Source organism: Castellaniella sp. (assembly GCF_041677825.1).
Lineage (GTDB): Bacteria > Pseudomonadota > Gammaproteobacteria > Burkholderiales > Burkholderiaceae_B > Castellaniella.
In genome coordinates this window covers 1-26,292 of sequence record NZ_JBAYPG010000016.1, presented here as the reverse complement: position 1 = coordinate 26,292, position 26,292 = coordinate 1, and the positions used below count along the sequence as shown (strand labels likewise).

Sequence of the window (26,292 nt, the reverse complement as noted above, 5' to 3'; positions counted from 1 at the left end):
TCATGAACATCACCGTGGTGGGCACGGGCTACGTCGGGCTGTCCAACGGGCTGCTGCTGGCGCAGCATGATCGGGTGGTGGCCCTGGACGTGGATGCGGCCCGGGTGGCCGCGCTCAACCAGGGCCGCATCCCGGTCGATGACCCCGACATGGCCGCGCTGCTGCGCAGCGGCCGGGTAGATTTTCAGGCCACCACGGATCCGGCGGTGGCGTATGCGCAGGCCGACTACGTGGTCATCGCCACGCCCACCGATCATGACCCCGCAAGCGGGCGCTTCGATACCGGATCGATCGAGGCGGTGGCGCGCGACGTGCTGCGCTACCGGCCCGAGGCGTGCATCATTCTCAAGTCCACGGTGCCGGTGGGCTACACCGAGGGCCTGAAGGCGCAACTGGGCACCGACGCGCTGGTCTTCTCGCCCGAATTCCTGCGCGAGGGGCAGGCCCTGCACGACAATCTGTACCCGACGCGCATCGTCATGGGCGAGGATTCCGCCCGCAGCCGCCGCTTCGTCGCCCGCATGCAGGCCGGCGCGCGCCGGGCGGACATCCCCGTGCTGTACGTGACCAACACCGAGGCGGAAGCCATCAAGCTGTTCGCCAACACGTACCTGGCCATGCGCGTGGCCTATTTCAACGAGCTGGACACCTACGCGGCCACCCTGGGGCTGGACACGCGCGCGCTGCTGGCGGGCGTGGGCACGGATCCGCGCATCGGCCAGCATTACAACAACCCTTCGTTTGGCTACGGGGGCTATTGCCTGCCCAAGGACACGCGTCAGTTGCTGGCCCATTATCGCGGGGTGCCGCAGAACCTGATGCAGGCCATCGTGCAGGCCAATGCCACGCGCAAGGATTTCATCGCCGCCGACGTGCTGCGGCGCGCACCGGGCGTGGTGGGCGTCTACCGGCTGGTGATGAAGCAGGGGTCGGACAATTTTCGTGATTCGAGCGCGCTGGACGTGATGCAGCGCATCCAGGCGCAGGATGTCCCCGTGATCGTGTACGAGCCGGTGCTGTCCGGGGCGTCGGCCTTCAGGGGCGCCACCGTGGTGGCCGATCTGGCCGCCTTCAAGCGGCAGGCCGACGTGATCCTGGCCAACCGCTGGTCCGCCGACCTGGCCGACGTGGCCGAAAAAGTCTATACGCGGGATTTGTTCGGGGCCCACTGAGACGCCGGGGCCTGCGGTGGCGTGCCCGGACCCTTGACGCGCTCCGCCACGGCGGTGGCCGATGGCCTGGCCCGGTGCCATGCGCAGATGGCCGCCAGCCCGCAGCGACCCTGCCGCATGCTGTGCCGTATCGTGCCGCTGTGGGCTGCCGTGCCTTATTGCGCCGCCATGTAGGCCTGGGCCTGCGCCATGACCGCTTCGCCCGTGGCGGTGAGCCGGGCGTGCTGCATGACTACCCTGTGACCGCTCCAGAAGTGCTCGGCATCGAGTGCCCGCGCTTCGGTAGCCTGTGCCCGCTGTTCGGCCGTCAGGCCGGGGTGCTCGACCAGGCGCGACATGGCCCAGTGCATGCGCGCCGAAACGTAGGTGGCGTGGTAGATGCCATCCATGGGCCGCGGGTCGACCCGCAGGGGCGACTGGTAGAGCTCGTCATCGAGGTTCAGCACCAGGGTTTCGTCTTGCGAGAAGCCGAACAGCAGGCAATGCGTGGCTTCGTGCGCCAGGACTTCGACCAGGGCCACGTCGGTCTCGTGCGAGTCGATGTTCAGGAACAGGCCGCCCCACAGCATGTACGACGAGCCGCCGTCGAACTGGTAGCTGGCTTCGGGGTCGCCCGTGACCATGCACAGTTCGCGCACCAGGCCACTGAATTCGGCCGCCAGGGCGGGCACCGCCGCCTGCATGAGGCCCAGGGCCTGCCCGAAGCGCTGCCGGAAGTCGGCCGCCGCCTGTGCCGTGGGCGAGCGCATGGCAAACGAGGTCTGCGGATCGGTGTCCATCAGGCGCAGGTAGAGCGCGGCATCGCCTGCTGGCAGGTCGCCCAGCGCCACGAGCCGCGGGCCGGGGCAAGAGCCGGAGTCGGGATCAGGGCCGGCGGGCTGTGCCTGCTGCAGTGCATCGGCGGCCTGGCTGGCTTCTTCGAGATCGTCATCCATCAGTGCCAGGGCCAGTTCGTAGTAGCGGCCAAAGCACGCCGGGCCAAACTGCGCACCCGCCCGCAGCTGGCTTATGAGCGGCGTGAGGGCATCAGGCCCCAGGACAGGCCCCGCCCTGGACTGGATGTGCGCCAGGCTGTCGGCCAGCAGGGTATGGGCGTAGCGATCCATCTGCTGCGCACGGGCGCCGTCGGGCATGAAGCCGAATTCGATGCGGTGTGCACTCATCGCGTGAAAAAGGCAGTGTTGTGACTGCCTTTGGATTATGATGGTGGCCGGCGCTGCGCAGTATGCGGACACGGCGCGGCCGGGCCGGTTGCGGGGCTGCTAGACTTTCTTGCCACCGATCTTGGCGCCCAGAAACTGCGTACGGGCCCCTTCACGGGCGCCGGCTGCAGTGTCGCTGACTGACTTGGCGCCGATCTTGGCGCCGATCTTGGTGCCCAGCCGGGCTTCACTGCCCTGGGTGTCTGGCTGGTTTTCGGGCAGGATCCTGAAGCCCATGAGGGCCGACTGATCAAGTTGAATTCGTCCCATCGCTGTCTTCCTCACTCATATGAAAGGTCTATGGATCGTAGCATGGAAACCGGCGTGTCTTGCGAAGTTTTTCTGCCGGGCGGGGGCAGCCCGGTTCTTTCGGGCAGGGCTTGGTCATGATCTGCTTCGTGATCACCTGGCCGCGCGAGACCCTGGTGCAACTGCATCAGATCCCGGGCATGCCGCGCCACGCCATCTGGTCCTATGACCGGCTGCTGAAAGCCCGGCGCCTGCCCCGGGCCACCTGGATTTTCACGGACTTCGACCGCCTCGGTGCCTGGGATCTTGAACTGGCCGCCCGGGTCTGCCGGGTGCTGCAGCAGGCCGGGATGCAGGTGTTGAATGACCCGGCCCAGGCCATGCACCGCTTTGCCCTGCTGCGCAGCCTGCACGCCCGCGGCCTGAACCGCTTCCAGGTCTGGCGCCCGCACGAGCAGGCCGCGGTGGACCGCTGGCCGGTCTTTCTGCGCACCGAGACGGCGCATCGCGGCCCGCTGACCGACCTGATCCACGACGCGGCCGGGCTGCGCGCGGCGCTGGCGCAGGCCCGGGCGCAAGGCCACCCCGAGCGCGATCTGATGGTGGTCGAGTACTGCGCGCAGCCGCTGCGCCCCGGCCTGTTTCGCAAATATGCCGCCTATCGCGTGGGCGAGCGCCTGGTGCGCGCGCTGTCGGTGCATGACACGCAGTGGGTGGCGCAGCAGGGCCAGTCGGGCTGTGCCGACGTGGCCGATTACCAGGACGAGCTCGAGCACATCGACAGCCCACCGGGCGAGCCGGTGCTGCGCGCGGCATTCGAGGTCAGCCGGCTGCAGTACGGGCGCATCGATTATGCCCTGGTGGACGGCCAGGTGCAGGTCTACGAGATCAACTCCAACCCCTTCATCGCCATCTTGCGCGAGCACGCCGTGGCGGCCCGCGTGCAGGCGGCGCGCGCGGTCGACGACGGGCTGGCGCAGGCGTTTCAGGCCATCGATGCGCCACCCGGGCCCGCCGTGCCGGTGCGCGATGCGCTGCTGGTGCAGCAGCGCCGCCACGACCGCTTCATGTGGCGTTCGCGATGGATGATCTAGGCACCGGCGGCCCGCGGTATTCGGTCATCATCCCCCACCATGATGATGCGCAGCGCCTCGAACGGCTGCTGCGCAGCATTCCGCCGGCGCGCGCCGATATCGAGATCATCGTCATCGACGATTGCAGCCCGGACCGGGCACCACTCGAGGCCCTCAGGCCGCGCTGGCCGGCGGTGCGCTGGCTGTCCACGGCGCGCAACCTGGGCGCGGGCGCGGCGCGCAATGTGGGCCTGGCGCACGCGCAGGGCGCCTGGCTGGTGTTCGCCGATTCGGATGACTGCTTCCTGCCGGATGCCTTCGCGGCCTTCGATGCGCACGCCGCCGCGGGGCTGGATCTGGTGTATTTTCTCGCCGAGGCGCGCCAGGAGGTCGATGGCACGCCATCGATCCGGGCCGACTGGCTCAACCGCTTCCTCCGCGCCTGGCTCGCGGCGCCATCCGAAGACACCCTGAAGCGCCTGGCGGCGAACCACGTCGTGCCCTGGGCCAAGGTGTATGCGCACGCCTTCATTCGCCGCCTGGATCTGCGCTTCGAAGAGATCATGTTCAGCAACGACGTGGCCTTCAACGTGCTCGCCGCCATGCAGGCGCAACAGGTGCAGGTGGTGCCGCAGGCGGTCTACGTCTGCACCCGGCGGCCCAACAGCCTGACGGCCAACCGCCAACCGCAGGCCTTTCTGTCGCGTCTGCAGACCCAGGCCCGGCTGGCGGGCCGTTTCAAGGCCCTAGGCCTCGAACGGGGGTATCTGCCGGGCCGCTCGGGTTTTATGATGACAGCCTTGTTCGAGTATGGTCCGGCCACGGCCTGGGCCGCGTGGCGGATCATGCACGGCTCCGACATGCGCCCGCTGCAGTTGCACAAGCTGTTCAATCTTGCGCTGTGGTACCGGTATCTGCGTCGCCATGGCCGCGACATGCGCGAACGAAGGCGGCTGTTGCCGTGAGTGAACCGGCCGAAGAAGCAGTCGAAGAAACAGTCGAAGAAGCACGTGCACAGTGGAACGAAAAATGCAGCAAATGCATAGTGGAACGGATGCATAGTGAAACGGATACGTAGCAGCGCAGTGAAACGGATGCATGGCAGATTTGCCTGGCCCGCCGGGTGGGGGCCAGCCGGCCTGCGCCAGCGCCTGGCGGGCAGCCTGATCCTGGATGCGGATGACAGGCCTTTCCTGGCCAGTGCCGGCATCGTCTTTGCCGTGATGGTGCTGGCGTACCTGTCGCTGCTGCGCATCGATGGTTATTACTTTGCCGATGACAATTTCAAGAAAATCAGCGGTTTTCCGGCGTTCCTGCACCTGAATCGCTATCTGGCCGAGTACCTGCTGCGCGGGCTGGGGTTTTCGGAACACGCCTTCGATTATTCACCGCTGCTGCAACTGGCGTGTCTGGCCTGCATGGCGCTGGCCGCCGTGACGCTGGTGAAGATCGTGGCCGGACGGCTCACGCTGTTTCCGGTCATCATGTCGGCCGTGCTGGCGGTCTACCCGCTGTTCTACGAGAACATGGCCTATACCTACGATTCGGCCTTCATGGGTCTGTCGGTGCTGGCCTCACTGCTGCCGTTTCTGTTTGTGGCCGATACACTGGTATTTGCGCTGGTGTCGGTGATCGGCCTGCTGGTCATGATGACGACTTACCAGCTCTCCAGCGGCGTTTACCTGGTCGGCCTGGCGGCGCTGGCCTGGCGTATGGCGGGTGCGGGTACTCATGCCGGGCGTGCAGTCCTGAAGATCGCGGGCGTGGCACTGGGTTCGTGGGTGCTGGCCATGGTGCTGTACCGGGTGCTTCTGCATCGCGAGTACCATGGCTACATATCTACCGACATGCTGGCATGGCCAGACCTGTTGCCGGGGGTACTGGGCAATCTCCGTGCCTACCTGGACATGTTCATCGAGTTCATCGGTTATAACTGGGTGCTGTATTTCACGGGGTTGCTGCTGATGCTGCTGTTGCTCAGGCATGCCTGGCCCGTGCCGCGCCTGCTGGTCACTGCACTGCTGCTGGCGGCCATGCTGGCGCTGGCGCCGGGGCTGCCCCTGCTGCTGCAGGATCTGGTGTTTGCGCCGCGTTACATGATGGGTTTCAATGTCGTGCTGGCGGTCGTTGTGATCGGGCTTGCCCACCGGGCCTCATGGGCGCTGAAATCCGTGCTGGGGGTGTTTCTGGTCGGCCTGGTGGGCCTGACGGCGGTGTACGGCAATGCCATGGGCGATCAGTGGGTGTACGACCGCTTCAGGATCCACATGGCCGTTGCCGAAACAGGCAAGCACATCGGCTATCCGTATCGGCTGGCGGTTGAAGGGTCGCCCGGGCGTGCGGCCACGTTCGATGCGCAGAGTGTGCAATACCCGCTGATTCGGATGCTGTCACGCTCCAGTTTCGAGCGTTTTGGCCACAAGGCCCTGTTCGAGCGCTTCATGCTGCTGCAAGAGGGCGATGTATCGGCGTGTCAAGGCACCGAGCACACTCTGGTCGATGACCGTTTCACGCGCCTGGACCGCCAAGGTGACTGCTATCGCCTGCGCTTCAAGGATCCCCAGCAGGAAGGGGATGTCCGGGTGGTGGATGAACTCCTGTGGCAATTGGATCATGCGCCCCGTCTGGCGATACCGCTTGCTCGCAACGGCCCCTTCCAGGTGTTCCAGCGCGGCTCGCGGCTGGTGTATTTGCTGCGACCATGCGATGCTGTCGCGATGCAAGCTCCAGTATTTCTGCATGTGTACCTCGCTGATCCGCCGGGCCTGCCCAACCGCAGGCTGTTTCGCGTGTTCCAGAACCTGGATTTTGAAATGCAGGGCGAGGGGCTGCATACCCGGGGCGATGCCTGTCTGCATGTGGCAAATCTGCCAGGGCGGCGGCTTCGCCGGCTGGTCACGGGGCAATTCAACGAGAATGGCCGCCTGTGGGTCGAACAGCATGAGTTTTCCGAATGATCCCGGCCGGTTCATCCCTGTACACATTGATTCGTACCCGCGCCCTGCGCAGCCTGCTGTGGCTGGCCAGTGAAAAAGTCGTCCAGCTGGCCTTTTCGGCGCTGGCGGTCGGTCTGGTGGCGCGCACACTGGGCACAGACGCTTTTGGTATTTTTCAGTACGTGCTGTCGGCCATGATGGTATTTTCGTCGATCGGCCTGATTGCCAGCACCGAGGTTTCCGCGCCGCGCCTGGCTACTTGCGAGCAGCCGCAAGAGCGCCGACGCCTGCTGGGTTCGCTGTTCGTGCTGCGGCTGATGGCCGGTACGCTGGCTTTCCTGCTGATGGGAACCTGGTCGCTGTATATGGAGCCCTTGCAGCGCCAGCCGCTGATGCTGATCATGGGCCTGGCGCTCATCGTGATCGAGCCGTTCAATGTCCTGCGGCTGATCCGTGAAGTGGCCCAGTCCACGCGTATCATCACGGTCACCCGCCTGCTGGTCTCCAGCCTGAAGGTGATCGCGGTGGCGGTGCTGTACACCATGCACGCCCCCATCCTGGCCTTCATCATCGTCTACGCAGCGGATCATCTGCTCACGGCACTGTGCTACTTGTTCGGTATCCGCGAAGACGGCTGGCCGTGCTCCTGGAGGCCGACTCGCGAGGTCATGGGCTGGTTCTTTCACAAGGGTCTGCTGATCTGGCTGGGCCTGGTGGCCCTGATACTGATTCTGCGCATGGACCGGTTGATCCTGCACGCGCGCCTGGATGCCGGGCTCTACGGGCAGTACGCTGCGGCCATGAATCTGCTCGACAGTGCGTGGTATTTCGGCCCGGTATCGGTGGTGGCGCTGGCGCCATCACTGCTCTATCGCGCGGGTCGTCAGACCCTTTGGTCATCGCTGCGCCTGCTGCTGATCCTGACGGCGCTTGCCCTGCTGATCATGGTCGGCGCGGGGCTGCTGGCGCCGTTCATCGTGTCGCTCATCTTTGGCGCCGGCTTTGAGCAGACCGCCGGCATGTTCCAGCTGGCGCTGGTGGTGCTGGTGCCGGGGTTCGCGGCCCTGGGGCTCGATGCAATACTGATACACGCGGGCAATCATCGCGTCGTGCCCCTGAAGTGGGGGGTGGGGCTGGCGGCGGGGGCCATGCTGCTGGTGCCCGATTTTGGCCTGGGCTGGCACCAGGGGCCCCTGGCGCTGGGGGTGGCGCACACGGTCAGCCTGCTGGCCGGCCTGTGGTTTCTGTGGCGCATGCACCTGGGCCGTCCAGCGGCGGCGGCCGGTGGCCCGGTGCCATGACGGGCGCGGCCGTACCAGTGTCATGATGCGCGTAACAATGGGTGGATGGCCATGCACGTGACGGTGATTTCCCTCAATGGCCTGCAGGAGCTCTCGGGCGGCGGGCTGTATCTGCGGTCTCTGGTGTCCGGCCTGCTGCAGACCGAAGGGGTGGCGCAGGTACAGGTGATCAGCAAGAAGATCCACGGCGCTGGCCGTGTGTTCGGGCATGAGCGGGTCACCGAGGTGGAACTGGAAAAGAACACCACGGTGGACATTCTGGCGCGAGCGCGCCTGCAGCCTACGTTCCTGGGCCATCATGCGCGGCGGATTGTGCGCGCCTGTGCCGCTTCCGACCTGGTCGTGCTGCACAATTCGCGCGGTGGCCTGATCCTGGCGCAGTTGCGCAAGGCCTGGCCGGGCAGGAAGTTCATCGTCTGCAGCGATAATGTCGAGTACGACCTGCAGCGTCAGAAAGCTGGGGCGCAATCCCTGCCCCGGTCGCTGGTTGCACGCCTCGAAGCATTCCAGATCCGGCGTGCCGAGGCCTGCTGCCTGGCGGCCGACCACATGACCTTTATTACCGCGCAGGACCGTGCCCTGTTCGCGCAACTGTATGGTGGGCCAGCGCACGCCGAAATTCTGCCGATCACCGTGCCTGATCCATATGCAGATGGCCGGGGGGCGCCACCACCAGGCAAGGGGATGCCGTGGGCGGTCAATGGCGCACCGTCTGAGGGTAGCAGGGAGCCGCCACACGATAAAGCGGTCCTGCAGCAGGGCAGTGCAGTGTCGCAGGCAGGCGGCGGGCCGGTCCTGTTCACCGGCCATTTCGGCTTTGCGCCGAATCAGCACGCCTTGCAGGTGCTGTTGCAGGTGGCCAGCACCCTGAATCAGGGTAGGGTGGAAAGGGATATGATTCGGTTTGTGGTGGCCGGGGCCGGGCTGGATCGGCTACCGCCGCCCGGGGCGCCGGGGGTGGTGTATCACGCGGCGCCCGATATCGGGCAGATGGATGCCTTGTTCAGGTCGGCAGCCCTGTATGTTGCGCCTGTGGTCTGGGGCAGCGGCATGAAGACCAAGGTGGCCGAGGCCTTGTCCTACGGCCTGCCCGTTGTGGCCTTGCCGCACGCCTGCGTGGGCTACGAGCCGGTGTTGGCGCATCCGGCTGCGCGGTCGGTGCTTGCGGTGGCGCAGGATGCGCCGGGTCTGGCCAACTTGCTGGCCACACGGCTCGATACGCTGTGCGCCCAGGATCGCCAGCGGGCGCGCCAGGTGTTTCTTGATCATTATTCAATGGCTGCGCAGTCGGCCCGGTTTTTGCATATTTTCAGAACTATTTTGCTATTGGGTCAGAACGGGTAGGGGGAGGAAATTGGATACATGTCACAATGGCCAGGGTACTGCCCTGGTGGGTTTTGAACAGATGCTGGGGGCCGTGTGGCGGGGCAAGTGGTTCCTGCTGGTGTGCATGATGCTTGGGCTGGCCTGTGCCGGGGTGTTCCTGGGCCTGGCCGTGGCGCGTTATCGAGCCCAGGCGGTGGTGGTGCCGGCCTCCGCGGTCGACCTGAGTGCCTATAACCTGGCCCTGCAGCGGCTCGACAGGATAGTTCACGAACCTGACACGGCCCAGCCGCCGCACAATTGGCTGGAATTCATCGTATCGGCCTTTGCCGAAGGGCGCGGCAATGACACCAACGTGATGTCCGAGGTGCTCAACTGGAAAGAACTCACCCCCGCAGCGTCATTCGAGATTTTCCTGCGCCACCTGCATTCACAGGAAGTCCGCGACCAGCTCTTCGAGTCCATCGTCCGCCCGACAGGCGGCACGCCTTTGTCCGAGTCAGAGAAGGCGCGTGTCCGGCAGGGTCTCTACAGCAATCTGAGCTTCGCGGATCATGTCCGTAGGGGGGTTCCCAGGGTCGATGTGACCCTGTCCTACCCCGATCCAGTGCTGGCCGCGAGCTGGGTGAATCAGCTGGTCGAGATAGCGCTCGAGCGCAGCCACGCCGAGATGCTGGCGGTGCTGCAGGGTCTGCGCCACAACGAGGTCGAGCTGAATGCGCAGCAGATCGCCCTGTTGCGCAAGGCAGCCGAATATCGGGATGCTGCGGGTGCGCAGGGTGATCCATCGCGCCTGGCTGTATTGCAGGCCCGCGCCGATCTTCTCGAGGCCATGGACCCGCAACCCGCAGGCGATCTGGCCCGTGTGTCGTTCAGGGCCAGTGTGCCCGCCGCGCCCTATTTCCCCCGGCGCAATGTCACGCTTGCAGTGGGGGCCATCGCCGGGCTGGTGCTCGGCTTTCTGTGCATTCTGGGGTGGGTGTCGTGCGGCAGCCTGCGCAGGATGCGCAAGCAGGTCTGACGAACATTCAGATCGCGCGCAATGGTCTATTATTTTCTGCTCTTCGGCTATCTGCTCTACATCTATCATCTCGAGTTGTCGGTGCGCCTGCAGCTGTCACTGAGCTTTCTGGCGTTCTTTGCCTTTTCGGCCCTGCGTTTCAACGCCGGTTTCGATTATCCGGTGTACTACGAGCTCATCAGCACGGGCGCCATCGACCGGTTCGAACCCCTGTCGCGCGTGTTGATGGGCATTGCCAGCCTCACCGACCCGATGGTGTTCTTTGCCCTATCGAGCGCGCTGGTGGTGCTGTTCTACTACCTGGCATTCGATCGCTACTGCAGCACCTACCGGCTGAGCCTGATCGGGGTCTTTTCGTTCCTGTGCCTGCCCATGGCCTTTCTGGACAGCCTGGGCGTGGTGCGCCAGTTCATCGCGATTGCCATCTTCTTTTACGTGGCCAGCGATATCCGGCGCAATCTGTACGTATCCCTGGGGCTGATGCTGCTGGCCATCCTGTTTCATGCCGCGATCGCGATCCTGATCCCCGTGGTTCTGCTGCGCCGCTACCTGGCGCGCCTGCTGAACCTGCCCGTCTATGTACTGGCCTGGCTGGCCGCGCTGGCCCTGGGGTCGGTCGTGATCACCCGGGTGTCGCTGTGGACGGGCTGGTATTCGTATTATCTGACCCAGCACGTATCGGATAGCGGCTACAAGATCTATGCCCTGATGTGCGCCATCCTCATCTATTTTCTGCTGAACCGGCGGCTGATTTCAGCCGAACGCAATCATGTGTACCTGTTCAACTGCTTTTTCCTGGGGCTCTTGCTGTATTCTGCCGCCGTGCCGTTCGGCATCCATATCTCCCGGATCAGCTGGGCGCTGCTGGCGGTGCATCCGCTGCTGTTCAGCGTGATCCTGACAGAAAAACCCACTGCGATCCGCGTGCTGTTCATCGGCGCCTGCGTGGCAATCATGGCCATTTTCCTGGTGCTGGCGTACCGCAATCCGGATCGGGATCCACTGACGCAGTACGAGCCGTTCTTTATCCATGACCGGGTCGACCGTGACCAGATCATGGAACGTGCCATTCCCGAAAATGCCGTCATCTAGGGTCGCCATATGGCACTGAAACTGTTTTTCCATGACAATGTGGCCTACCATGGGCACCGGCATGACGATTCTTCACACCACTGAGCAAAAAACAGCGCTCATCACCGGCATCACCGGCCAGGATGGCTCGTATCTGGCCGAGTTCCTGCTCGCCAAAGGCTATAAGGTGCACGGCATCAAGCGCCGGGCATCGTCGTTCAATACGCAGCGCATCGATCACCTGTACCAGGATCCGCACGAAGCCCGGCGCAACCTGTTTCTGCATTATGGCGACCTGACCGATTCGTCCAACCTGATCCGCATCCTGTCCGAGGTGCGCCCCGACGAGGTCTACAACCTGGCGGCGCAATCGCACGTGGCGGTGAGCTTCGAGTCGCCCGAATATACGGCCGATGTCGATGCGCTGGGCGCGCTGCGCCTGCTGGAAGGCATCCGTTTCCTGGGTCTGGAAAAGTCCACCCGCTACTATCAGGCGTCGTCATCCGAGCTGTACGGCCTGGTGCAGGAAACCCCACAGCGCGAGACCACGCCTTTTCACCCGCGCAGCCCGTATGCGGTGGCCAAGCTGTATGCCTACTGGATCACGGTCAATTACCGCGAAGCCTATGGTCTGTACGCCTGCAACGGCATTCTGTTCAATCATGAATCGCCGCGCCGCGGCGAGACCTTCGTGACGCGCAAGATCACCCGCGGGCTGGCCAATATCGCCCAGGGGCTGGAGCCCTGCCTGTACATGGGCAACCTGGATGCGTTGCGCGACTGGGGCCATGCCCTGGATTACGTGCGCATGCAGTGGCTGATGCTGCAGCAGGATCAGCCCGATGACTACGTGATTGCCACCGGGGTGCAGCATTCGGTGCGCGATTTCATCCACAAGGCGGCCGCCGAGATCGGGGTGCAGCTGCGCTTCGAGGGCCGCGGGGTGGATGAAAAAGGCATCGTCGAACGCGTCACGGGCGACCGGGCGCCGGCCATGCGCGTGGGCGATGTCATCGTGGCCGTGGATGCGCGTTATTTCCGGCCGGCCGAGGTCGAGACCTTGCTGGGCGATGCCAGCAAGGCGCGCGACCAATTGGGCTGGGCGCCCGAAATCACGCTCGATGCACTGGTGGCCGAGATGATGGCCCATGATCTGCAACAGGCACGGCGCGATGCCTTGCTCAGGCAGCACGGCTATGCCGTGGATGTCTCCCGGGAAGGCTGAGTTGGGTATGGGCGCGCATTCCGGGTTGGCCACGACAGGGCGTCACGCCGCTGGCGGGTACGCCCATGGGCCGGCTGGCGACGGCTCGGGCGCCGCAGCGCCCGGCAGCCATGTCCCGCGTATCTACGTGGCGGGGCACCAGGGCATGGTGGGTTCGGCGCTGGTGCGCCACCTGCAGGCCCGGGGGGGCGGGGCCACCCTGCTCACCGCCGCGCGCGCGCAGCTGGATCTGCGCGACCCGGCGGCGGTGCGTGCCTTTTTTGCGGCGCAGGCGGTGGATGAGGTGTATCTGGCGGCCGCCCGGGTGGGCGGCATCCACGCCAACCAGACCCGTCCGGCCGATTTTCTTTACGAAAACCTGATGATCCAGTGCAATGTGATTCAGGCGGCTCACGAGGCCGGGGTGCAGAAGCTGCTGTTTCTGGGCTCTTCGTGCATCTATCCCCGGCTGGCGGCGCAGCCCATGGCCGAATCGGCACTGCTCACCGGGTCGCTGGAGCCCACCAACGAACCCTATGCGGTGGCCAAGATCGCCGGCATCAAGCTGTGCGAGTCGTATCATCGCCAGCATGGGCGCGACTACCGCAGCGTGATGCCTACCAATCTGTATGGGCCGGGCGATAATTTCCATCCGCGCGACAGCCACGTGATCCCGGCGCTCATGCGCCGCCTGCACGAGGCGCGGATGCAAGGCCTGGCGCAGGTGGCCGTGTGGGGCAGCGGGCGGCCGCGGCGCGAGTTCCTGCACGTGGACGATATGGCGGCGGCCTGCGTGCACGTCATGGATCTGCCTGCGGATACGTATTGGGGTATGGTTCAGCCCATGCTTTCACACATCAATATCGGCACCGGCACGGATGTCAGCATCGCCGCGCTCGCCACGCTGCTGGCCGAAGTGGTCGGCTACAGGGGTAAAATCCACTTCGATCCGACCCAGCCTGACGGGACGCCGCGCAAATTGCTCGATGTCGGCCGCCTGCAGGCCCTCGGCTGGCGGCCGCAGATCCCCTTGCGCACGGGGCTGGCGCAGACGTATGCCTGGTTTCAGGCGCAGGGTGACGCTTATCGGGGGGCAGAGCAATGACGCAAGAGGGTCACAGCACTGAATTTGCGCCGGTGGGCCAGCCACCGCGCGTGCCCGCTCCTGCCGACAGGCGGGCCGAGGCCCTGCTGCCGGTCGTGCTGGCAGGCGGCTCGGGCACGCGCCTGTGGCCGCTGTCGCGCGAGTACAAGCCCAAGCAGTTCCTTGCGCTGGCCGGCGAGCAGACCTTGCTGCAGCAGGCCCTGCAGCGCCTGCAGGGCCTGGATTGCCTGGCACCCATCCTGGTATGCAATGAGAAGCACCGCTTTCTGGCGGCCGAGCAGATGCACGATGTGGGCCTGGCCGAAGGCCGCGTCCTGCTCGAACCTTGCCCGCGCAACACCGCGCCGGCCATCGCGCTGGCGGCCCTCATGGCCATGGGGCAGGGGGCCGACCCGCTCTTGCTGGTATTGGCTGCCGATCACCGCATCGGCGATGTGGCGCGCTGGCAGCAGGCGGTGCAGGCCGCCCGCACGCTGGCGCAGCAGGGCCGCCTGGCCACCTTCGGCATCGTGCCCGACCGGCCCGAGACGGGCTATGGCTACATCCGGCGCGGCACCCCCCTGGCCAGCGGCTGGCAGGTGCGCCAGTTCGTCGAAAAACCCGACGCGCAGACGGCGCAGGCCTATCTGGACAGCGGTGAATACTACTGGAACAGCGGCATGTTCCTGTTTCGCGCCAGCGATTACCTGCAGGCCCTGCAGGCCAGCCGGCCCGATATCCTGGCGGCCTGCCGCCAGGCCTGGGCGGGATGTGTACATGACCTGGATTTCGTGCGCATCGGCCATGACGATTTCGCGGCCTGCCCGGCCGAATCGGTGGACTGCGCCGTCATGGAGCATACGACCCAGGCGGCGATGGTGGCCCTCGATGCGGGTTGGGATGATCTGGGCGCCTGGTCGGCACTCGCCCAGGTGCAGCCCGATGATGCACAGGGCAATCGCCTGCGTGGCGATGTGCTCATGCACGCGGCGCACGACAACCTGGTGCGCGCCGACCATCGGCTGGTGGCGCTGGTGGGCGTGCAGGACCTGGTGGTGGTCGAAACCCGCGATGCGGTGCTGGTGGCGCGCAAGGATCAGGTGCAGGATGTCAAGGCCATCGTCGCCCAGTTGCAGGCCGCCGGGCGCAGCGAGCACTTGCGCCACCGTGAAGAATGGCGCCCTTGGGGCCATTTCGATGCCATAGGCAGCGGCCCGCGCTACCAGGTCAAGAAGATCACGGTGAAGCCCGGCGGCAAGCTGTCGCTGCAGAAGCACCACCACCGCGCCGAGCACTGGGTGGTGGTCAGCGGCACGGCGCAGGTCACCAAGGGCGATCAAACCTACCTGGTGAGCGAGAATCAGTCCACCTATATCCCCATCGGCCAGGTGCACAGCCTGGAAAACCCAGGCGTGATCCCGCTCGAACTGATCGAAGTGCAGTCGGGCGCCTACCTGGGCGAAGATGACATCGTACGCCTGGAGGACCGCTATGGGCGAGTTTGAGAACGTCGTGCCTGCGACCGCAGGCGCTGAATCTACGCAGCCCCGGGCTGCAAGCCATGAAGATGGAGATCTTGGCCTTGGCCCGTTTCTGGATGTTCTGGCCCACGACATCGCCAGCCATCCCGAGCGCTTGCAGGCATTGGATGCAGGACTCGTCCAACAGCTCCAGGCGCTGGTTGGTGGCATCGAGGTCGATCTCGATGCCGCCCTGTCGAAGGACGACGAATGAAGCATGGGCAAGCCCGCGCCTTGCGCAGCCTCGATCATGACCGGTTCTTTTGCTGACCCGCCCACGGCTCTGCCGCGCTTTTCGGTGATCACGGCGACCTGCAATGCCGCCGCGGTGCTGCCGGGGCTGGTTGCGTCGCTACAGGCGCAGACGGATGGCGATTTCGAATGGGTGGTGGCTGACGGCGCGTCTACTGATGGGACGCTGGAATGTCTTGAAGTCGCGGCGGCCACACTGAACCTGCGCCTGGATTCCCGGCCGGATTTCGGTATTTACGACGCCCTGAACCGCGCCATCCGGTTAGCGCGGGGCGACTATTATCTGGTGGTGGGCGCCGATGACGTGCTCGAACCTGATGCGATTGCCAGGTTTCGCCAGGCCTGCGCCCGTACGCAGGCTGATTTCGTGGCCGCCGTGGCGCGCGCGGGGTCAGACTTGATCCGCGTCAGAAGCCGACCCTGGGAGTGGCTCTACGCCGAGTTGGCCTATGTCGGCAACCATTCGGTCAGCCTGGCCATCCGCACCCGCCTGCACGCACGCTACGGGTATTATTCGAACCGCTTTCCGATTGCAGCCGACAGTGATTTCATCCTCAAGGCCGTGCACGGCGGCGCCGTGGTCGCCCGGGCGGATTTCATCGCCGGCGAATTCGGCCAGGCCGGTACCAGCGGCCGGGATGCGCTGGGCGTGATGTCCGAGAAATTCCGCATCCTGGTTGGCCTGGGCCACAACCGGATCGTGCAACTGCTGCTGTTCGCCGTACGGTTTGTGGTGCATTACGGGAAGATGCGAAGGTGAAGGTGTGTGCGGAATTTCCTGAAGAAAATCGTATTGAAATCAAGGCGGCTTCCTGCGTTGCTTTGCGACCTTCTTGTAGCAATGATTCCAGTGCATGGGCCCAGGAAGGGGATCGCCATTGTGCGGGTGGATGCCATCGGGGATTTCATTTTATGGCTTGATTCGGCCAAGGAATTCAGGGGCATATTTCCGAATGAACGGATCATATTGATCGCAAACCGGGTCTGGGCAGAGCTTGCGCGCCAGTTTCCCTATTGGGATGATGTCATCCCGGTTGATGGCAGGAAGCTGGCATTCGATTTTCTCTACAGATACAGGTTCCTGACTCTGATACGGAAAAAAGGGTTTCATACGGCTGTCCAGCCGACCTATTCCAGGGTCTGTCTGCACGGTGACAGCATTGTGCGGGCCACAGCTGCGCAAGCGCGTATTGGCTCAGTGGGTGACCTGAGCAACATGACCCGGCAGGAAAAGAAAAAAAGCGACCGATGGTACACCGAACTCGTTCCGGCATCCGACAAGCCGCTCATGGAACTTTACAGGAATGCAGAATTCATAAGCAATCTGGCGCGTCGGGACTTCGTCGCAAGGGTTGCCGAAATTCCTGAAGACCTGTCTGATTCAAGCTTTGTTCATGAGCATGCTTATGCCGTGTTGTTTCCTGGGGCATCCTGGTCGGGCAAGGAATGGCCACTGAAGAATTTCATTGCGACAGGCCTGGCGCTAAAAGATCGATTTGATCTGGATATAATTCTCTGTGGTGATTCGAATGACCAGATCAGGTGCCGGAAGATAGCGGCTGAAATCGGGGATCGTTGCACTGACTTGAGCGGAAAAACAACGCTTGTGCAACTGATTTCGATCTTGCGGCGCAGTGCCCTGCTGATCAGCAATGATACGTCTGCGGTGCATATTGCGGCTGCGGTGGGACTACCTGCCGTCTGCATATTGGGCGGCGGGCACTATGGCCGGTTTCTGCCCTATCCGGAAGAATTGACAGGGTCCAGACCCCTGTGTGCCGTTCATCATATGCCATGCTTCAATTGTAACTGGAACTGTATCTACCCATTGACAGAAGAGGGTGCGGTCAGGTGCGTGGCCAGGGTTAAGGTGGGGCAGGTGATGGCGCTGGTGGAGCAGGTGGCCATAGGCCTTCCCGCCTGTCACACTGGCAGCCCGCGTGGGTAATATCAATGCACAGGCACTCATAAATGCACAAGCACTCGCCAATCCATGTCACTCAGCCGTCGCTGCCGCCACTCGATGATCTGCTGCCTGCGCTGCAGCAGATATGGCACAGCAAAATCCTGACCAATGGCGGCCCGTTTCATGATCGGTTCGAATCGGCGCTGGCCGAGTACCTGGGTGTAGAGCATGTCTCGCTTTTCACCAATTGCACGATCGGTCTGATCGTGGCGCTGCAGGCACTGGAACTTCAGGGCGAGGTCATCACAACTCCTTTTTCGTTCGTGGCCACGGCACATTCCTTGCTCTGGAACCGTCTGAAGCCCGTGTTTGTGGATGTCGACGAACATACTCTGAATCTGGATCCCCGCCAGATTGAATCAGCCATCGGGCCCGAGACGGTGGCCATCATGCCGGTCCATTGCTATGGGCAACCTTGCGACGTGGTCGCGATCGGCGACATCGCACGCCGGCACGGGCTCAAGGTGATCTATGATGCGGCCCATGCCTTCGGGGTCAGGCTATCCAGCGGCAGCCTGTTCGACCATGGTGACATGTCGGTGCTGAGTTTTCACGCCACCAAGGTCTTCAACACCTTTGAAGGCGGGGCCGTCATATCGGCTGATGCGCATCTCAAGGCTCGGGTGGATCGCCTGAGAAACTTCGGCTTCGTGGATGAGGGCACCATCGATCTGCCGGGCCTGAATGGCAAGATGAGCGAGTTCAATGCCGCACTGGGTCTGCAGCAGCTCAAGGTGGTTGGTGATGCCATCGCGCGCAGGGCAGCCATTGCGGCCATGTATCGGGATGGGCTTTCAGGTGTGCTTGGCGTGCACTGCATGCCCGAAACAGCCGGGCATGTTCCCAACCATGCCTATTTTCCAATCCGGATCACGCAGGGTTTTCCCTTGCAGCGTGATCAGTTGCATGAATGGCTGCAATCGCATGGCATATACGCGCGCCGCTATTTCCATCCCTTGATCAGCAGTTTTCGGATGTACAACGGGCTTGAATCGGCGCATCCGGACAGGTTGCGGGTGGCCAGTCGGGCTGCAGAGCAGGTGATTTGCCTGCCGATCTACCCCGCGCTCACCAATGATGAGGCACGCCGGATCATATCGCTCATCGAGCAGGCAGGACACTGATGAAACGCCTCGGGGGCATGCAGCCTTACTTTTTCCCTTATATCGGATACTGGCAGTTGATCAATGCCGTGGACTGCTTCGTTCTCTTCGATGAGTCCCAGTACATCAGGCGTGGCTGGGTGAGTCGGAACAGAATATTAGGGCCGGATGGCAATTGGCATTACATTACCGTGCCGTTGCAGAAGCATCCCGTATCCACGGCCATCAAGGATGTCCCGCTGGCGCCAGACGGCGTCTGGCGCGGCCGCATACTGAATCAGCTTGCCCAGTATCGCAAGACAGCGCCCCATTACCGGGACACTCATGCGTTTGTCGAAGAAATGCTGCACAGTGGCAACGAAAATACGCTTGGGGCGCTCAACTGCAGGATCATCGCCGATGTCTGCGAATTGTTGTCGATCGAAACCGAACTCATCGTGTCGTCTGCGCATCCATTCGATTATTCAGAGGTCCGTGAAACCGGTGACTGGCCACTGTTTCAGGCGCTGCAACTCGGGGCAACAGATGTGATCAATCCAGTCGGCGGGTTTGGTTTGCTGGATGTGGAAAAATTTACGGCAAACGACATCGGTCTGTCGATGATCCAGGTGCCGCAGGTTCGTTATGGGCAACCAGCCGAAATGCTGCAGCCATCTTTGTCCATCATCGACGTGCTGATGTACAACGGGGTGGCGGGCACGCGCCACTTGCTGCAAGAGTGCGAAATCACCAGAATATCGCAGGCTGCAGCAGGCGCCAGTCAGGCAGGTGGTTGAATGGGCGGGGTATCGGATCCATCCTCACCGAGAGAAATCGGGGGCTATTTTGAACTGGCGCTGCCAGATCATGGCGACCCGTTTCCACGGCCGTACCGGAAATTCCAATCGGCCCGAGCGGCATTGCGGGCTCTGCTGGAATCGGGCAATTTCAGACAATGCTGGGTGCCGGCCTATATCTGCGATTCTGTTCTGGATGCCGTACGGGATGCTGGATGTACGCCTGAGTTCTATTTTCTGGATGATGCATTCAATCCAAAGATCACATGGCCTCTGTGTTCTCAGGTGGTGCTGATCTATGTGAACTATTTCGGCCTGTGTCATGAAGGTGTGGCGAGCATACGGCAGCGCATGCCAGCCGATCAGTTGATCGTGGATAACACCCAGGCCCTGTTTGCTGCGCCCGTGGATGTATTCGGATCCATTTACTCACCGCGCAAATTCGTGGGGGTGCCAGATGGCGGCCTTCTGGTGTCATCCAGTGATGATTTCACGATGCCGGATCATGAGGATACACTCTCGAGCCAGCGCATGGGTCATCTGCTGACGCGCATGACGGTTTCGGCAAGAGCCGGCTATGCACAGTTCCAGCAGGCGAACCAACTGCTCGAAGATACGGCGCCACTGCGCATGTCACGCCTGACAGCACGCCTTTTGCACAGCATCGACATGCAGGATGTGCAGTGTCGGAGGCGGTTGAATTTCATCCGGCTTGCCAAGGCGTTCAATGACTTGAATGCGATCCAGTGGGTGCTCGATGCCTGCAGTGTGCCACTTTGCTATCCACTGGTCGTGGACCGGGACGTTACCCATGCCAGGCGAGCCCTGGCTGACAAAGGCATTTATGTGCCGACGTTCTGGGATGAAGCACGCCCGAGAATTGGCGAAGATTGTATCGAACGCCAGTTGCTGGACCGATGTCTGGCCTTGCCGTGTGACCAGCGTTATGGCGCAGATGATATGGACCGGGTGATCCACGAGGTGCTCGACGTTTTGTTCAGATATTGAAATGTGCTTCTGTGGTATTGAATTTGATGGTATGAGCCATCGGCAATTTTCCGGCCATGGGTCGGGTTTTCTTCGAGGTGCTGTCAGTCGTGAATGAATATTGGAAAAATCATTACAATGCGAAGGTCGAGAAATTCCGGGGATCCCCGCTGAAGCAGGTCGAGAGAACCGTGAATGGCCAGGAAATGGATCAGGGTCAGATCGACCTCACCATCGGTGCCATTGCGCGCGCACTGCGTCTGACTGATTCTGACATGGTCGCCGATCTCTGCTGCGGAAATGGCTTGATCACGCGTGTGATGGCGCGGAAGGCAGGCCGTATCAGGGCTGTCGATATTTCTGATCAGATGGTGGATTACGCTCGCGAATTCAGTGCGGCGGACAATGTCGATTATCTGACAGCCGACGTATCCAGATTGCCAGCGAGCTTCTTCGAAGGGTGCAGCAAGGCGTATATCTGTGATTCGATCTCGTGTCTCGAGTCTGATGATCTCGTTCGCCTGCTCGAGGCCGTACATGGGGCGGCCAGCGTGCAGACCATGTACATCAGTGGCATTCCAGATCACGACCAGCTGGCTTCGTATTACGATACCGAAGAAAAAATGGCGTATTACAGAAAGCAGAAAGCGTCCGGTACGCCGCATATCGGTAACTGGTGGACTCGGGAACAATTCAGGGCACTGGTTGAGGCAACTGGGTTTCGGGCAACCATCCTGTCGCAAGGGCCTGAGCGCATGAGCGCCTATTTTCGGTTCGATTGCCTGGTCGAAAGGCCGTAGCCACCGCCGGAGAGAAAACTTGCCTCGTGTTTCTGTCATTCTGACGTCTTTCAACCATGAGCCCTTTCTTGGGCAGGCCATCAACAGCGTATTGCAGCAGTCATTCACGGATCATGAACTCGTGATTCTAGATGATGCATCGTCGGATGGCTCGTGGTCATTGATATCGAGCGTCGATGATGCTCGGGTCTCTGCACGGCGAAGCGAAAGGCCGGGCCAGATCGTGCATTTGATCAATCAGGCGATTGCAGATGCTTCCGGTGAGTTCATCGCCATCCATCATTCCGATGACATCTGGATGCCGGAAAAACTCGAGCGGCAAGTGGCCTACCTGGATGCCCATCCCGAGGTGGGCGCGACCTTCACCTGGGCGCAGGTCATCGACGAACACGGCAACAAGGTGAGGAATGAGTGGCTGAATCCGCCCGAACGGTCCAGATGGGAACTGCTCAGGCACGTCTTCGATGGCACGATCGCGCTCTGTCAGCCCACGCTCGTGGCCCGCAAGCGCTGCTATGAACAAGTGGGCGTGTATCGGTACGGTCTTGGGCAGACTGACGACGGTGAATTCTGGTCGCGTTTGCTGCTGCATTACCCGGTCCAGGTGCTGGAAGAACGGCTGATTCAGCTCAGGCGATTCACCAATCGGTCCAACGTGAGTGGTCAGCGCCCTGAAGTCTACGTGCGCATTGCCAATGAATTCAATTTTCTGCGCGAAAACTACCTGGCGCTATCCTCGTTCGATGACTTCGTGCGGGTATTCCCCGAATTCTCATCCTGGCGTCGCTCCGACGGCTGCAACATGAAGTTTCTGCTGGCCATAGCCTGCATCACGAATGCACAGCCCAATGCATGGCAGCTGGGCCTGCGCTGGCTGTACGAAATCCTGAACGATGAGGCCGCCAGAAACCAGGTGGCGCAGCTCTACGGATTTTCGGATCTGGATTACATCGAGCTGTCGGCGGCGCTGGACAGCTACATGCTCGGGGCCACGCGCCGGAATCTGTTTGCACTCGAAGAATTCAATCTCACGGATCAGGGTGTCCTGCCAGGCTATGAGACCTTGGCGACTCGGCTGGCACAGCGCAATGCTGCGTTGCAGAAAACCGTGGCGCGTCAGGCCTGGCCCGTGTGGCGCCTGCACAGGGCGTGCCATCAGCTGACCCGGCGGGTGGTGCGCAAGCTGCGGCGAACGCTGGGGTGGTGACTGGGCGCGCTGACGGGGCATCGGCGATCCCCATATACAAGGGCATCCGCCACAACAACGGCCCGGTATCATGATATGTTCACGGGATCATTCTGGATGTGCTCCCTGCAATTGTTCTCCCTGCAATCATGACTCTCGCGCCTTCTGCAGACTCACCCCTGGTGTCCGTGATCATGCCGGCCTGGAACGCGGCCGCCACCCTGGCCGAGGCGGTGGCGTCTGTGCGGGCGCAGTCCATGTCCGAGTGGGAACTCCTGCTCGTGGTGGACGCGGCCACAGATGACACACTGCAGATCGCGCAAGAGAACGCGCGGGCGGATGCGCGCGTGCGGGTCTGGTGCAATGAGGTGAATCTGGGGGTGGCGGCCACGCGCAACCGGGCGCTCGAACAGGCGCGCGGGCGGTATGTGGCGTTTCTCGATGCCGATGACCGCTGGCATCCCGACAAGCTGGCGCAGCAATGCCGCAGCATGCGCCAGACGGGGTGTCCCGTCAGCTACACGACATATCGGCGCTTTGGCGCCCAGGGGCCGCTCAATCTGGTGGTGCCGCCGCCCATTGCATCCTTCACGGGCTTGCTGCGCGGCAATGTGATCGGCATGTCCACCGGCATGCTGCAGGGCGAACTGGCGCGCAGCTTGCGTTTTCAGCCCATAGGCCACGAAGATTATCTGTTCTGGCTGCAGGCCATGCGCCGCGGTGGCGTGGCGCGCCGGGTGCCGGGGGCGCAGCCGCTGGCAGAGTACCGGGTGCATGCGGGCTCGCTGTCGGGCAATCTGTGGCGCAATGCGGGCTGGCAATGGGCCATCTATCGTCGCCACCTGGGGCTGCCGCTGCTGCGCTCGGCCGGGCTCATGGGGCATTATGCGTGGCGCGCGCTGGCCAAGCGGCGTGGGGCATCGGGTGCCGCCAGCGCGGTGCCGGATGCGGGGTGAGGCCTGCATGCCCATGGACACGTCCCTCGATCCGAAGGCCCGGCGCCATTCGCGCTGGTATGAAATCCTTCTGCTTTCGGCCCCGTTCCAGCTGTTGGTGGGGCTGGTGTGCTGTGTGCTGCTGCCATCGTTCTGGCTGTGGGAGGTGTCCGATTGGGACGACTTGACGCAGAACCGCGTCAACACGCTGTGGGCGGCCGGGGCGGCCTGGGTGCTGTCGTTCTGGCTGCTGCGGCGCCTGGCCCGGTTCGTGGGCGGGCAGGTCTGGGCACACATCGCGCCGATTGTCTCGGGGGTGTACGCCCTGTCGTTTGCCGCCCTGTTCTTCACGCGCAGCAGCTATTCGCGCTCGGCCCTGCTCACGGCCTGGGCCCTGGCCCTGCTGTGGTGTTATGGCAGCCATTATGTGGGTCGTCGCTACCGACGCATGAAGTTCGCCGTGCTGCCCATGGTGGATACCGGGCAGCTTCAGACCACCCAGAACCTCGAGTTCCGCTATCTGGCCAGCCCGGATCTGCAGGGCGTACGCTACGACGGTATCGTGGCCGATCTGGGCGGCGAGCACATGACGCCCGACTGGGAGCGCTTCCTGGCGCGCTGCATTCTGGCGCATATCCCGGTGTTCAATGTGCGCCAGGTGGTCGAGGCGCTCACCGGGCGGGTGCAGATCAGCCATCTGTCCGAGAGTGAGGTCGGTACCCTGCTGCCGTCGCCCCTGTACGTGCTCAGCAAGCGCCTGCTGGATGTGCTGGCGGTGCTGGTGACGCTGCCGCTCACGCTGCCTGTCATGGCGCTGGTGGCGCTGGCCATCCGCATCGACAGCCCGGGGCCGGCGCTGTTCATCCAGAACCGGGTGGGGCTGGGCAACCGGGATTTCCGCATTTTCAAGTTCCGCAGCATGGTGGTCGATGCCGAGGCCCGCGGTGCGCGCCTGGCGAACAACCACGACGACCGCATCACGCGGCTGGGGCGCTTCATCCGCAAGACCCGGCTCGATGAGCTGCCGCAGCTCTTCAACGTGTTGGGCGGCAGCATGAGCCTGATCGGGCCGCGCCCCGAGCAGCGGGTGTTCGTGGATCGCTTCGAGGAAGAAATTCCGTTCTATATCTACCGCCACGTGGTGCGTCCGGGCATCACGGGCTGGGCGCAGGTGATGCAGGGCTATGCGGATGACACCGAATCCACGCGCATCAAGATCCAGCACGATTTCTATTACATCAAGCATTTCTCGCTGTGGCTGGATCTGCTCATCGTGTTCAAGACGGTGCGCATCGTGCTCACGGGTTGGGGGGCACGATGAGCCGCGCGCCCTTATCGGGCAGATCTGGTTCGGCGCAGTTGGCTGGCTCGGCGTCTGGCGTAGCGTCTGGCCCGGCCGACGGTGTCGCGCTGGCCCGGCTGGCGCCGCGCAACCCGGCTGAGATTGCCGGGGTACGACAGATGGCCGAGGCCAGCCAGCGGGTGGCGGTGGTGCTGGCGCCGCGGCTGGGTGATTCTCTGCTGATGCTGACGATTGCCCAGAACCTGCGGGCGGCGGGGCGCGAGGTCTGCGTGTATGGCGATTATGCCCGCGCGCTGGCCGACTGGCTGCCGGGGCTGGCGGTGTGCCCGGCGCTGGCCGAGGCGCAGGCCACCGAAACCCTGCGGGGCTTCGACCTGTGCCTGCAGATGCACGTGGATTGGCCGTTCAGTCTCTGTGCGTATCATCCGCAGGCGCTGTATTACGATGGCCTGGTGCGGGTGACCGGGCGCGGGTTCACCAAGCTGGATCAGATCGTGCGCTTCTGCCATCATTATCTGGGCCTGACGCAGGCCACGGCAGATGACGGCATGCGTGCACCCGAGCCCCATTCATGGCGCCGCCATCCGCGCCGGGTGGTGATCCATCCCACCTCGACGGGGGCCCAGCGCTGCTGGGCGCCGCGCCACTTCCGCACGCTGGGCCTGCGCCTGCAGGATCAGGGTTTCGAGCCCTGTTATATCGTCTCGCCGGCCGAGCGGCCCGACTGGCTGTGGGTGCGCGAACTGGGCCTGGGGCTGCCCGAGCTGCCGTCGCTGTCGGCCGTGGCCGGGTTCATCCACCAGTCGGGCTGGTTCATCGGCAATGAGTCAGGCATAGGGCATCTGTCGTCCAGCGTGGGGGTGCCCACGCTGTCGCTCACCGGGCGCCCGACCCGTACGCGCTGCTGGCTGCCGGCGTGGTCGCCGGCCGCCTTCGTGTACCCGAAGTGGCTGATTGGCGGGCGGCTGCGCGATCGTTACTGGCGCACGGCCCTTACGCCCGGCGAAGTGCTGCGGGCTTTTGCACGGCTGCGCGCGCAGGTCGAAGAGGGGCTGCAGCCGCCGGGGTTCCTGGGCGGGTGATCGATGGCCTCAGCCATGACAACAGCAACCCGGCGTTTCTGCAGGCAGACGCCATATTCAGGAATGACACTGCAGGATCATGCGCCAGCGGGTACCATCGGAATAGCTTCAGACTTTGCTATCCGCTTGCCGCACTTGCCATCACGCGTACCGCCGAGATGGGCGCGGACAAGGGCAATATAGTATTTGACCCAGAACCCCCATGGCGCGCGCCGACGAAGAAAATGCTCGGCATATCGATGATCAGGGCCATCGGCCGCGAGCGCTTCGTTGAGATACGACTTGGTCATGCCGAGTAGCTTCGTTTGCGCTTCGTCCAGCGAATCAGCCTGCACAGTCAGGTTGAAGTCGAGGCAAATGAGGGACCACTGATTGTCACAACGCTCACCATAGACGCGCAGGATCCACGGAATAGTCTTCATTATGACACCTCACTCACAGTACATGGCAAGCGCCAGTGCCCACGCACGGTGCTCGTCATTTTGTGAATAATTGGAAGTCTACCAGCGTAGCACTGCCAAGATGCTGTCAGCTGGAGGATTTTGGCACCTTCCTTTGCACGGGTCGATTGGCGCTGACCTCAGCCAAGGTTGAACAGCGGGTACTTGCACTGACTGCGCTATCCCGGAAATTTCATTATTGTTGTAGAAACGGGTAGGCAATCTCGCGCCAAAGGCTTATGGTTACTGGTATTCGACACCACAACCAAAACGAGACTGCCTATGCCAAATCGTACCACTGAAACG

General features: G+C 62.9%; 26 protein-coding genes. 23 read left to right on the top strand and 3 right to left on the bottom strand.

From position 1 onward, the window contains the following. Positions 1-2: 2 nt before the first annotated feature. Entirely contained in the window at positions 3-1,172 is a 1,170-nt protein-coding gene (locus WCY17_RS08195) for a nucleotide sugar dehydrogenase (RefSeq protein ID WP_372701691.1), read from the top strand. A 33-nt stretch (positions 1,173-1,205) separates the two neighbouring features. Next, positions 1,206-1,346, top strand: a complete 141-nt coding sequence (locus tag WCY17_RS08190) for a hypothetical protein (RefSeq protein ID WP_372701690.1) — start codon at positions 1,206-1,208, stop codon at positions 1,344-1,346. On the opposite strand, the gene WCY17_RS08185 is transcribed toward WCY17_RS08190, so the two are convergent. Both WCY17_RS08185 and WCY17_RS08180 read right to left on the bottom strand, forming a co-directional pair. Then, positions 1,328-2,335: an HEXXH motif-containing putative peptide modification protein gene (locus WCY17_RS08185; protein ID WP_372701689.1), complete on the bottom strand. Its 1,008-nt coding sequence runs from the start codon at positions 2,333-2,335 to the stop codon at positions 1,328-1,330. The genes WCY17_RS08190 and WCY17_RS08185 overlap by 19 nt on opposite strands. 99 nt (positions 2,336-2,434) lie before the next feature. Next, positions 2,435-2,644 carry a hypothetical protein gene (locus WCY17_RS08180; protein WP_372701688.1) on the bottom strand — a complete coding sequence of 70 codons (210 nt, stop codon included), beginning with the start codon at positions 2,642-2,644 and terminating at the stop codon, positions 2,435-2,437. Between the two features lie 116 nt (positions 2,645-2,760). Here WCY17_RS08180 and WCY17_RS08175 point away from each other — a divergent pair, with 116 nt between their 5' ends. From WCY17_RS08175 to WCY17_RS08075, 21 genes are all read left to right on the top strand, one after another. After that, positions 2,761-3,717 (top strand): hypothetical protein, encoded by a 957-nt coding sequence (locus WCY17_RS08175; protein ID WP_372701687.1) that lies wholly within the window; start codon positions 2,761-2,763, stop codon positions 3,715-3,717. Then, entirely contained in the window at positions 3,705-4,661 is a 957-nt protein-coding gene (locus WCY17_RS08170; protein ID WP_372701686.1) for a glycosyltransferase family 2 protein, read from the top strand. The genes WCY17_RS08175 and WCY17_RS08170 overlap by 13 nt, the downstream gene beginning before the upstream one ends. Before the next feature lie 129 nt (positions 4,662-4,790). Then, positions 4,791-6,653 carry a glucosyltransferase domain-containing protein gene (locus tag WCY17_RS08165; protein WP_372701685.1) on the top strand — a complete coding sequence of 621 codons (1,863 nt, stop codon included), beginning with the start codon at positions 4,791-4,793 and terminating at the stop codon, positions 6,651-6,653. After that, positions 6,650-7,933, top strand: a complete 1,284-nt coding sequence (locus WCY17_RS08160) for an oligosaccharide flippase family protein (RefSeq protein WP_372701684.1) — start codon at positions 6,650-6,652, stop codon at positions 7,931-7,933. Before WCY17_RS08165 ends, WCY17_RS08160 begins: the two co-directional genes overlap by 4 nt. 51 nt (positions 7,934-7,984) lie before the next feature. Further along, on the top strand, positions 7,985-9,277 hold the full coding sequence (locus WCY17_RS08155) for a glycosyltransferase (RefSeq protein WP_372701683.1): 1,293 nt from the start codon (positions 7,985-7,987) through the stop codon (positions 9,275-9,277). Positions 9,278-9,287: 10 nt separating this feature from the next. Then, positions 9,288-10,277: a hypothetical protein gene (locus WCY17_RS08150; RefSeq protein ID WP_372701682.1), complete on the top strand. Its 990-nt coding sequence runs from the start codon at positions 9,288-9,290 to the stop codon at positions 10,275-10,277. A 21-nt stretch (positions 10,278-10,298) separates the two neighbouring features. Continuing rightward, entirely contained in the window at positions 10,299-11,369 is a 1,071-nt protein-coding gene (locus WCY17_RS08145) for an EpsG family protein (RefSeq protein ID WP_372701681.1), read from the top strand. A 31-nt stretch (positions 11,370-11,400) separates the two neighbouring features. Next, on the top strand, positions 11,401-12,573 hold the full coding sequence (gene gmd, locus WCY17_RS08140; protein WP_372701680.1) for a GDP-mannose 4,6-dehydratase: 1,173 nt from the start codon (positions 11,401-11,403) through the stop codon (positions 12,571-12,573). Between the two features lie 7 nt (positions 12,574-12,580). Further along, positions 12,581-13,657, top strand: a complete 1,077-nt coding sequence (locus tag WCY17_RS08135; RefSeq protein WP_372701679.1) for a GDP-L-fucose synthase family protein — start codon at positions 12,581-12,583, stop codon at positions 13,655-13,657. After that, positions 13,654-15,141, top strand: coding sequence for a mannose-1-phosphate guanylyltransferase/mannose-6-phosphate isomerase (locus WCY17_RS08130; RefSeq protein WP_372701678.1), 1,488 nt, complete (start codon positions 13,654-13,656; stop codon positions 15,139-15,141). The genes WCY17_RS08135 and WCY17_RS08130 overlap by 4 nt, the downstream gene beginning before the upstream one ends. Further along, positions 15,128-15,370, top strand: a complete 243-nt coding sequence (locus WCY17_RS08125; protein WP_372701677.1) for a type II toxin-antitoxin system PrlF family antitoxin — start codon at positions 15,128-15,130, stop codon at positions 15,368-15,370. Before WCY17_RS08130 ends, WCY17_RS08125 begins: the two co-directional genes overlap by 14 nt. Before the next feature lie 36 nt (positions 15,371-15,406). Beyond that, positions 15,407-16,168, top strand: coding sequence for a glycosyltransferase (locus WCY17_RS08120; protein ID WP_372701676.1), 762 nt, complete (start codon positions 15,407-15,409; stop codon positions 16,166-16,168). Positions 16,169-16,174: 6 nt separating this feature from the next. Further along, a complete protein-coding gene (locus WCY17_RS08115; protein WP_372701675.1) occupies positions 16,175-17,356 on the top strand; it encodes a glycosyltransferase family 9 protein in 1,182 nt (393 codons plus the stop codon). Positions 17,357-17,379: 23 nt separating this feature from the next. Beyond that, positions 17,380-18,498: a DegT/DnrJ/EryC1/StrS family aminotransferase gene (locus WCY17_RS08110; RefSeq protein WP_372701674.1), complete on the top strand. Its 1,119-nt coding sequence runs from the start codon at positions 17,380-17,382 to the stop codon at positions 18,496-18,498. Next, positions 18,498-19,253: a WbqC family protein gene (locus WCY17_RS08105; RefSeq protein ID WP_372701673.1), complete on the top strand. Its 756-nt coding sequence runs from the start codon at positions 18,498-18,500 to the stop codon at positions 19,251-19,253. Before WCY17_RS08110 ends, WCY17_RS08105 begins: the two co-directional genes overlap by 1 nt. After that, positions 19,254-20,261 (top strand): hypothetical protein, encoded by a 1,008-nt coding sequence (locus WCY17_RS08100; protein WP_372701672.1) that lies wholly within the window; start codon positions 19,254-19,256, stop codon positions 20,259-20,261. A 56-nt stretch (positions 20,262-20,317) separates the two neighbouring features. After that, positions 20,318-21,040, top strand: coding sequence for a class I SAM-dependent methyltransferase (locus tag WCY17_RS08095; RefSeq protein ID WP_372701671.1), 723 nt, complete (start codon positions 20,318-20,320; stop codon positions 21,038-21,040). A gap of 19 nt (positions 21,041-21,059) precedes the next feature. Beyond that, the gene (locus WCY17_RS08090; protein WP_372701670.1) at positions 21,060-22,247 is read left to right on the top strand and encodes a glycosyltransferase family 2 protein; all 1,188 of its coding nucleotides are present in this window, start codon (positions 21,060-21,062) and stop codon (positions 22,245-22,247) included. A 128-nt stretch (positions 22,248-22,375) separates the two neighbouring features. Continuing rightward, positions 22,376-23,182 carry a glycosyltransferase family 2 protein gene (locus tag WCY17_RS08085; RefSeq protein WP_372701669.1) on the top strand — a complete coding sequence of 269 codons (807 nt, stop codon included), beginning with the start codon at positions 22,376-22,378 and terminating at the stop codon, positions 23,180-23,182. A gap of 13 nt (positions 23,183-23,195) precedes the next feature. Further along, positions 23,196-24,482, top strand: coding sequence for a sugar transferase (locus WCY17_RS08080; protein ID WP_372701668.1), 1,287 nt, complete (start codon positions 23,196-23,198; stop codon positions 24,480-24,482). Between the two features lie 89 nt (positions 24,483-24,571). Continuing rightward, positions 24,572-25,546 (top strand): glycosyltransferase family 9 protein, encoded by a 975-nt coding sequence (locus WCY17_RS08075; protein WP_372701730.1) that lies wholly within the window; start codon positions 24,572-24,574, stop codon positions 25,544-25,546. 77 nt (positions 25,547-25,623) lie between these two features. Here WCY17_RS08075 and WCY17_RS08070 read toward each other — a convergent pair whose 3' ends face one another. After that, on the bottom strand, positions 25,624-25,968 hold the full coding sequence (locus tag WCY17_RS08070) for a hypothetical protein (RefSeq protein ID WP_372701667.1): 345 nt from the start codon (positions 25,966-25,968) through the stop codon (positions 25,624-25,626). Positions 25,969-26,292: the final 324 nt, after the last annotated feature.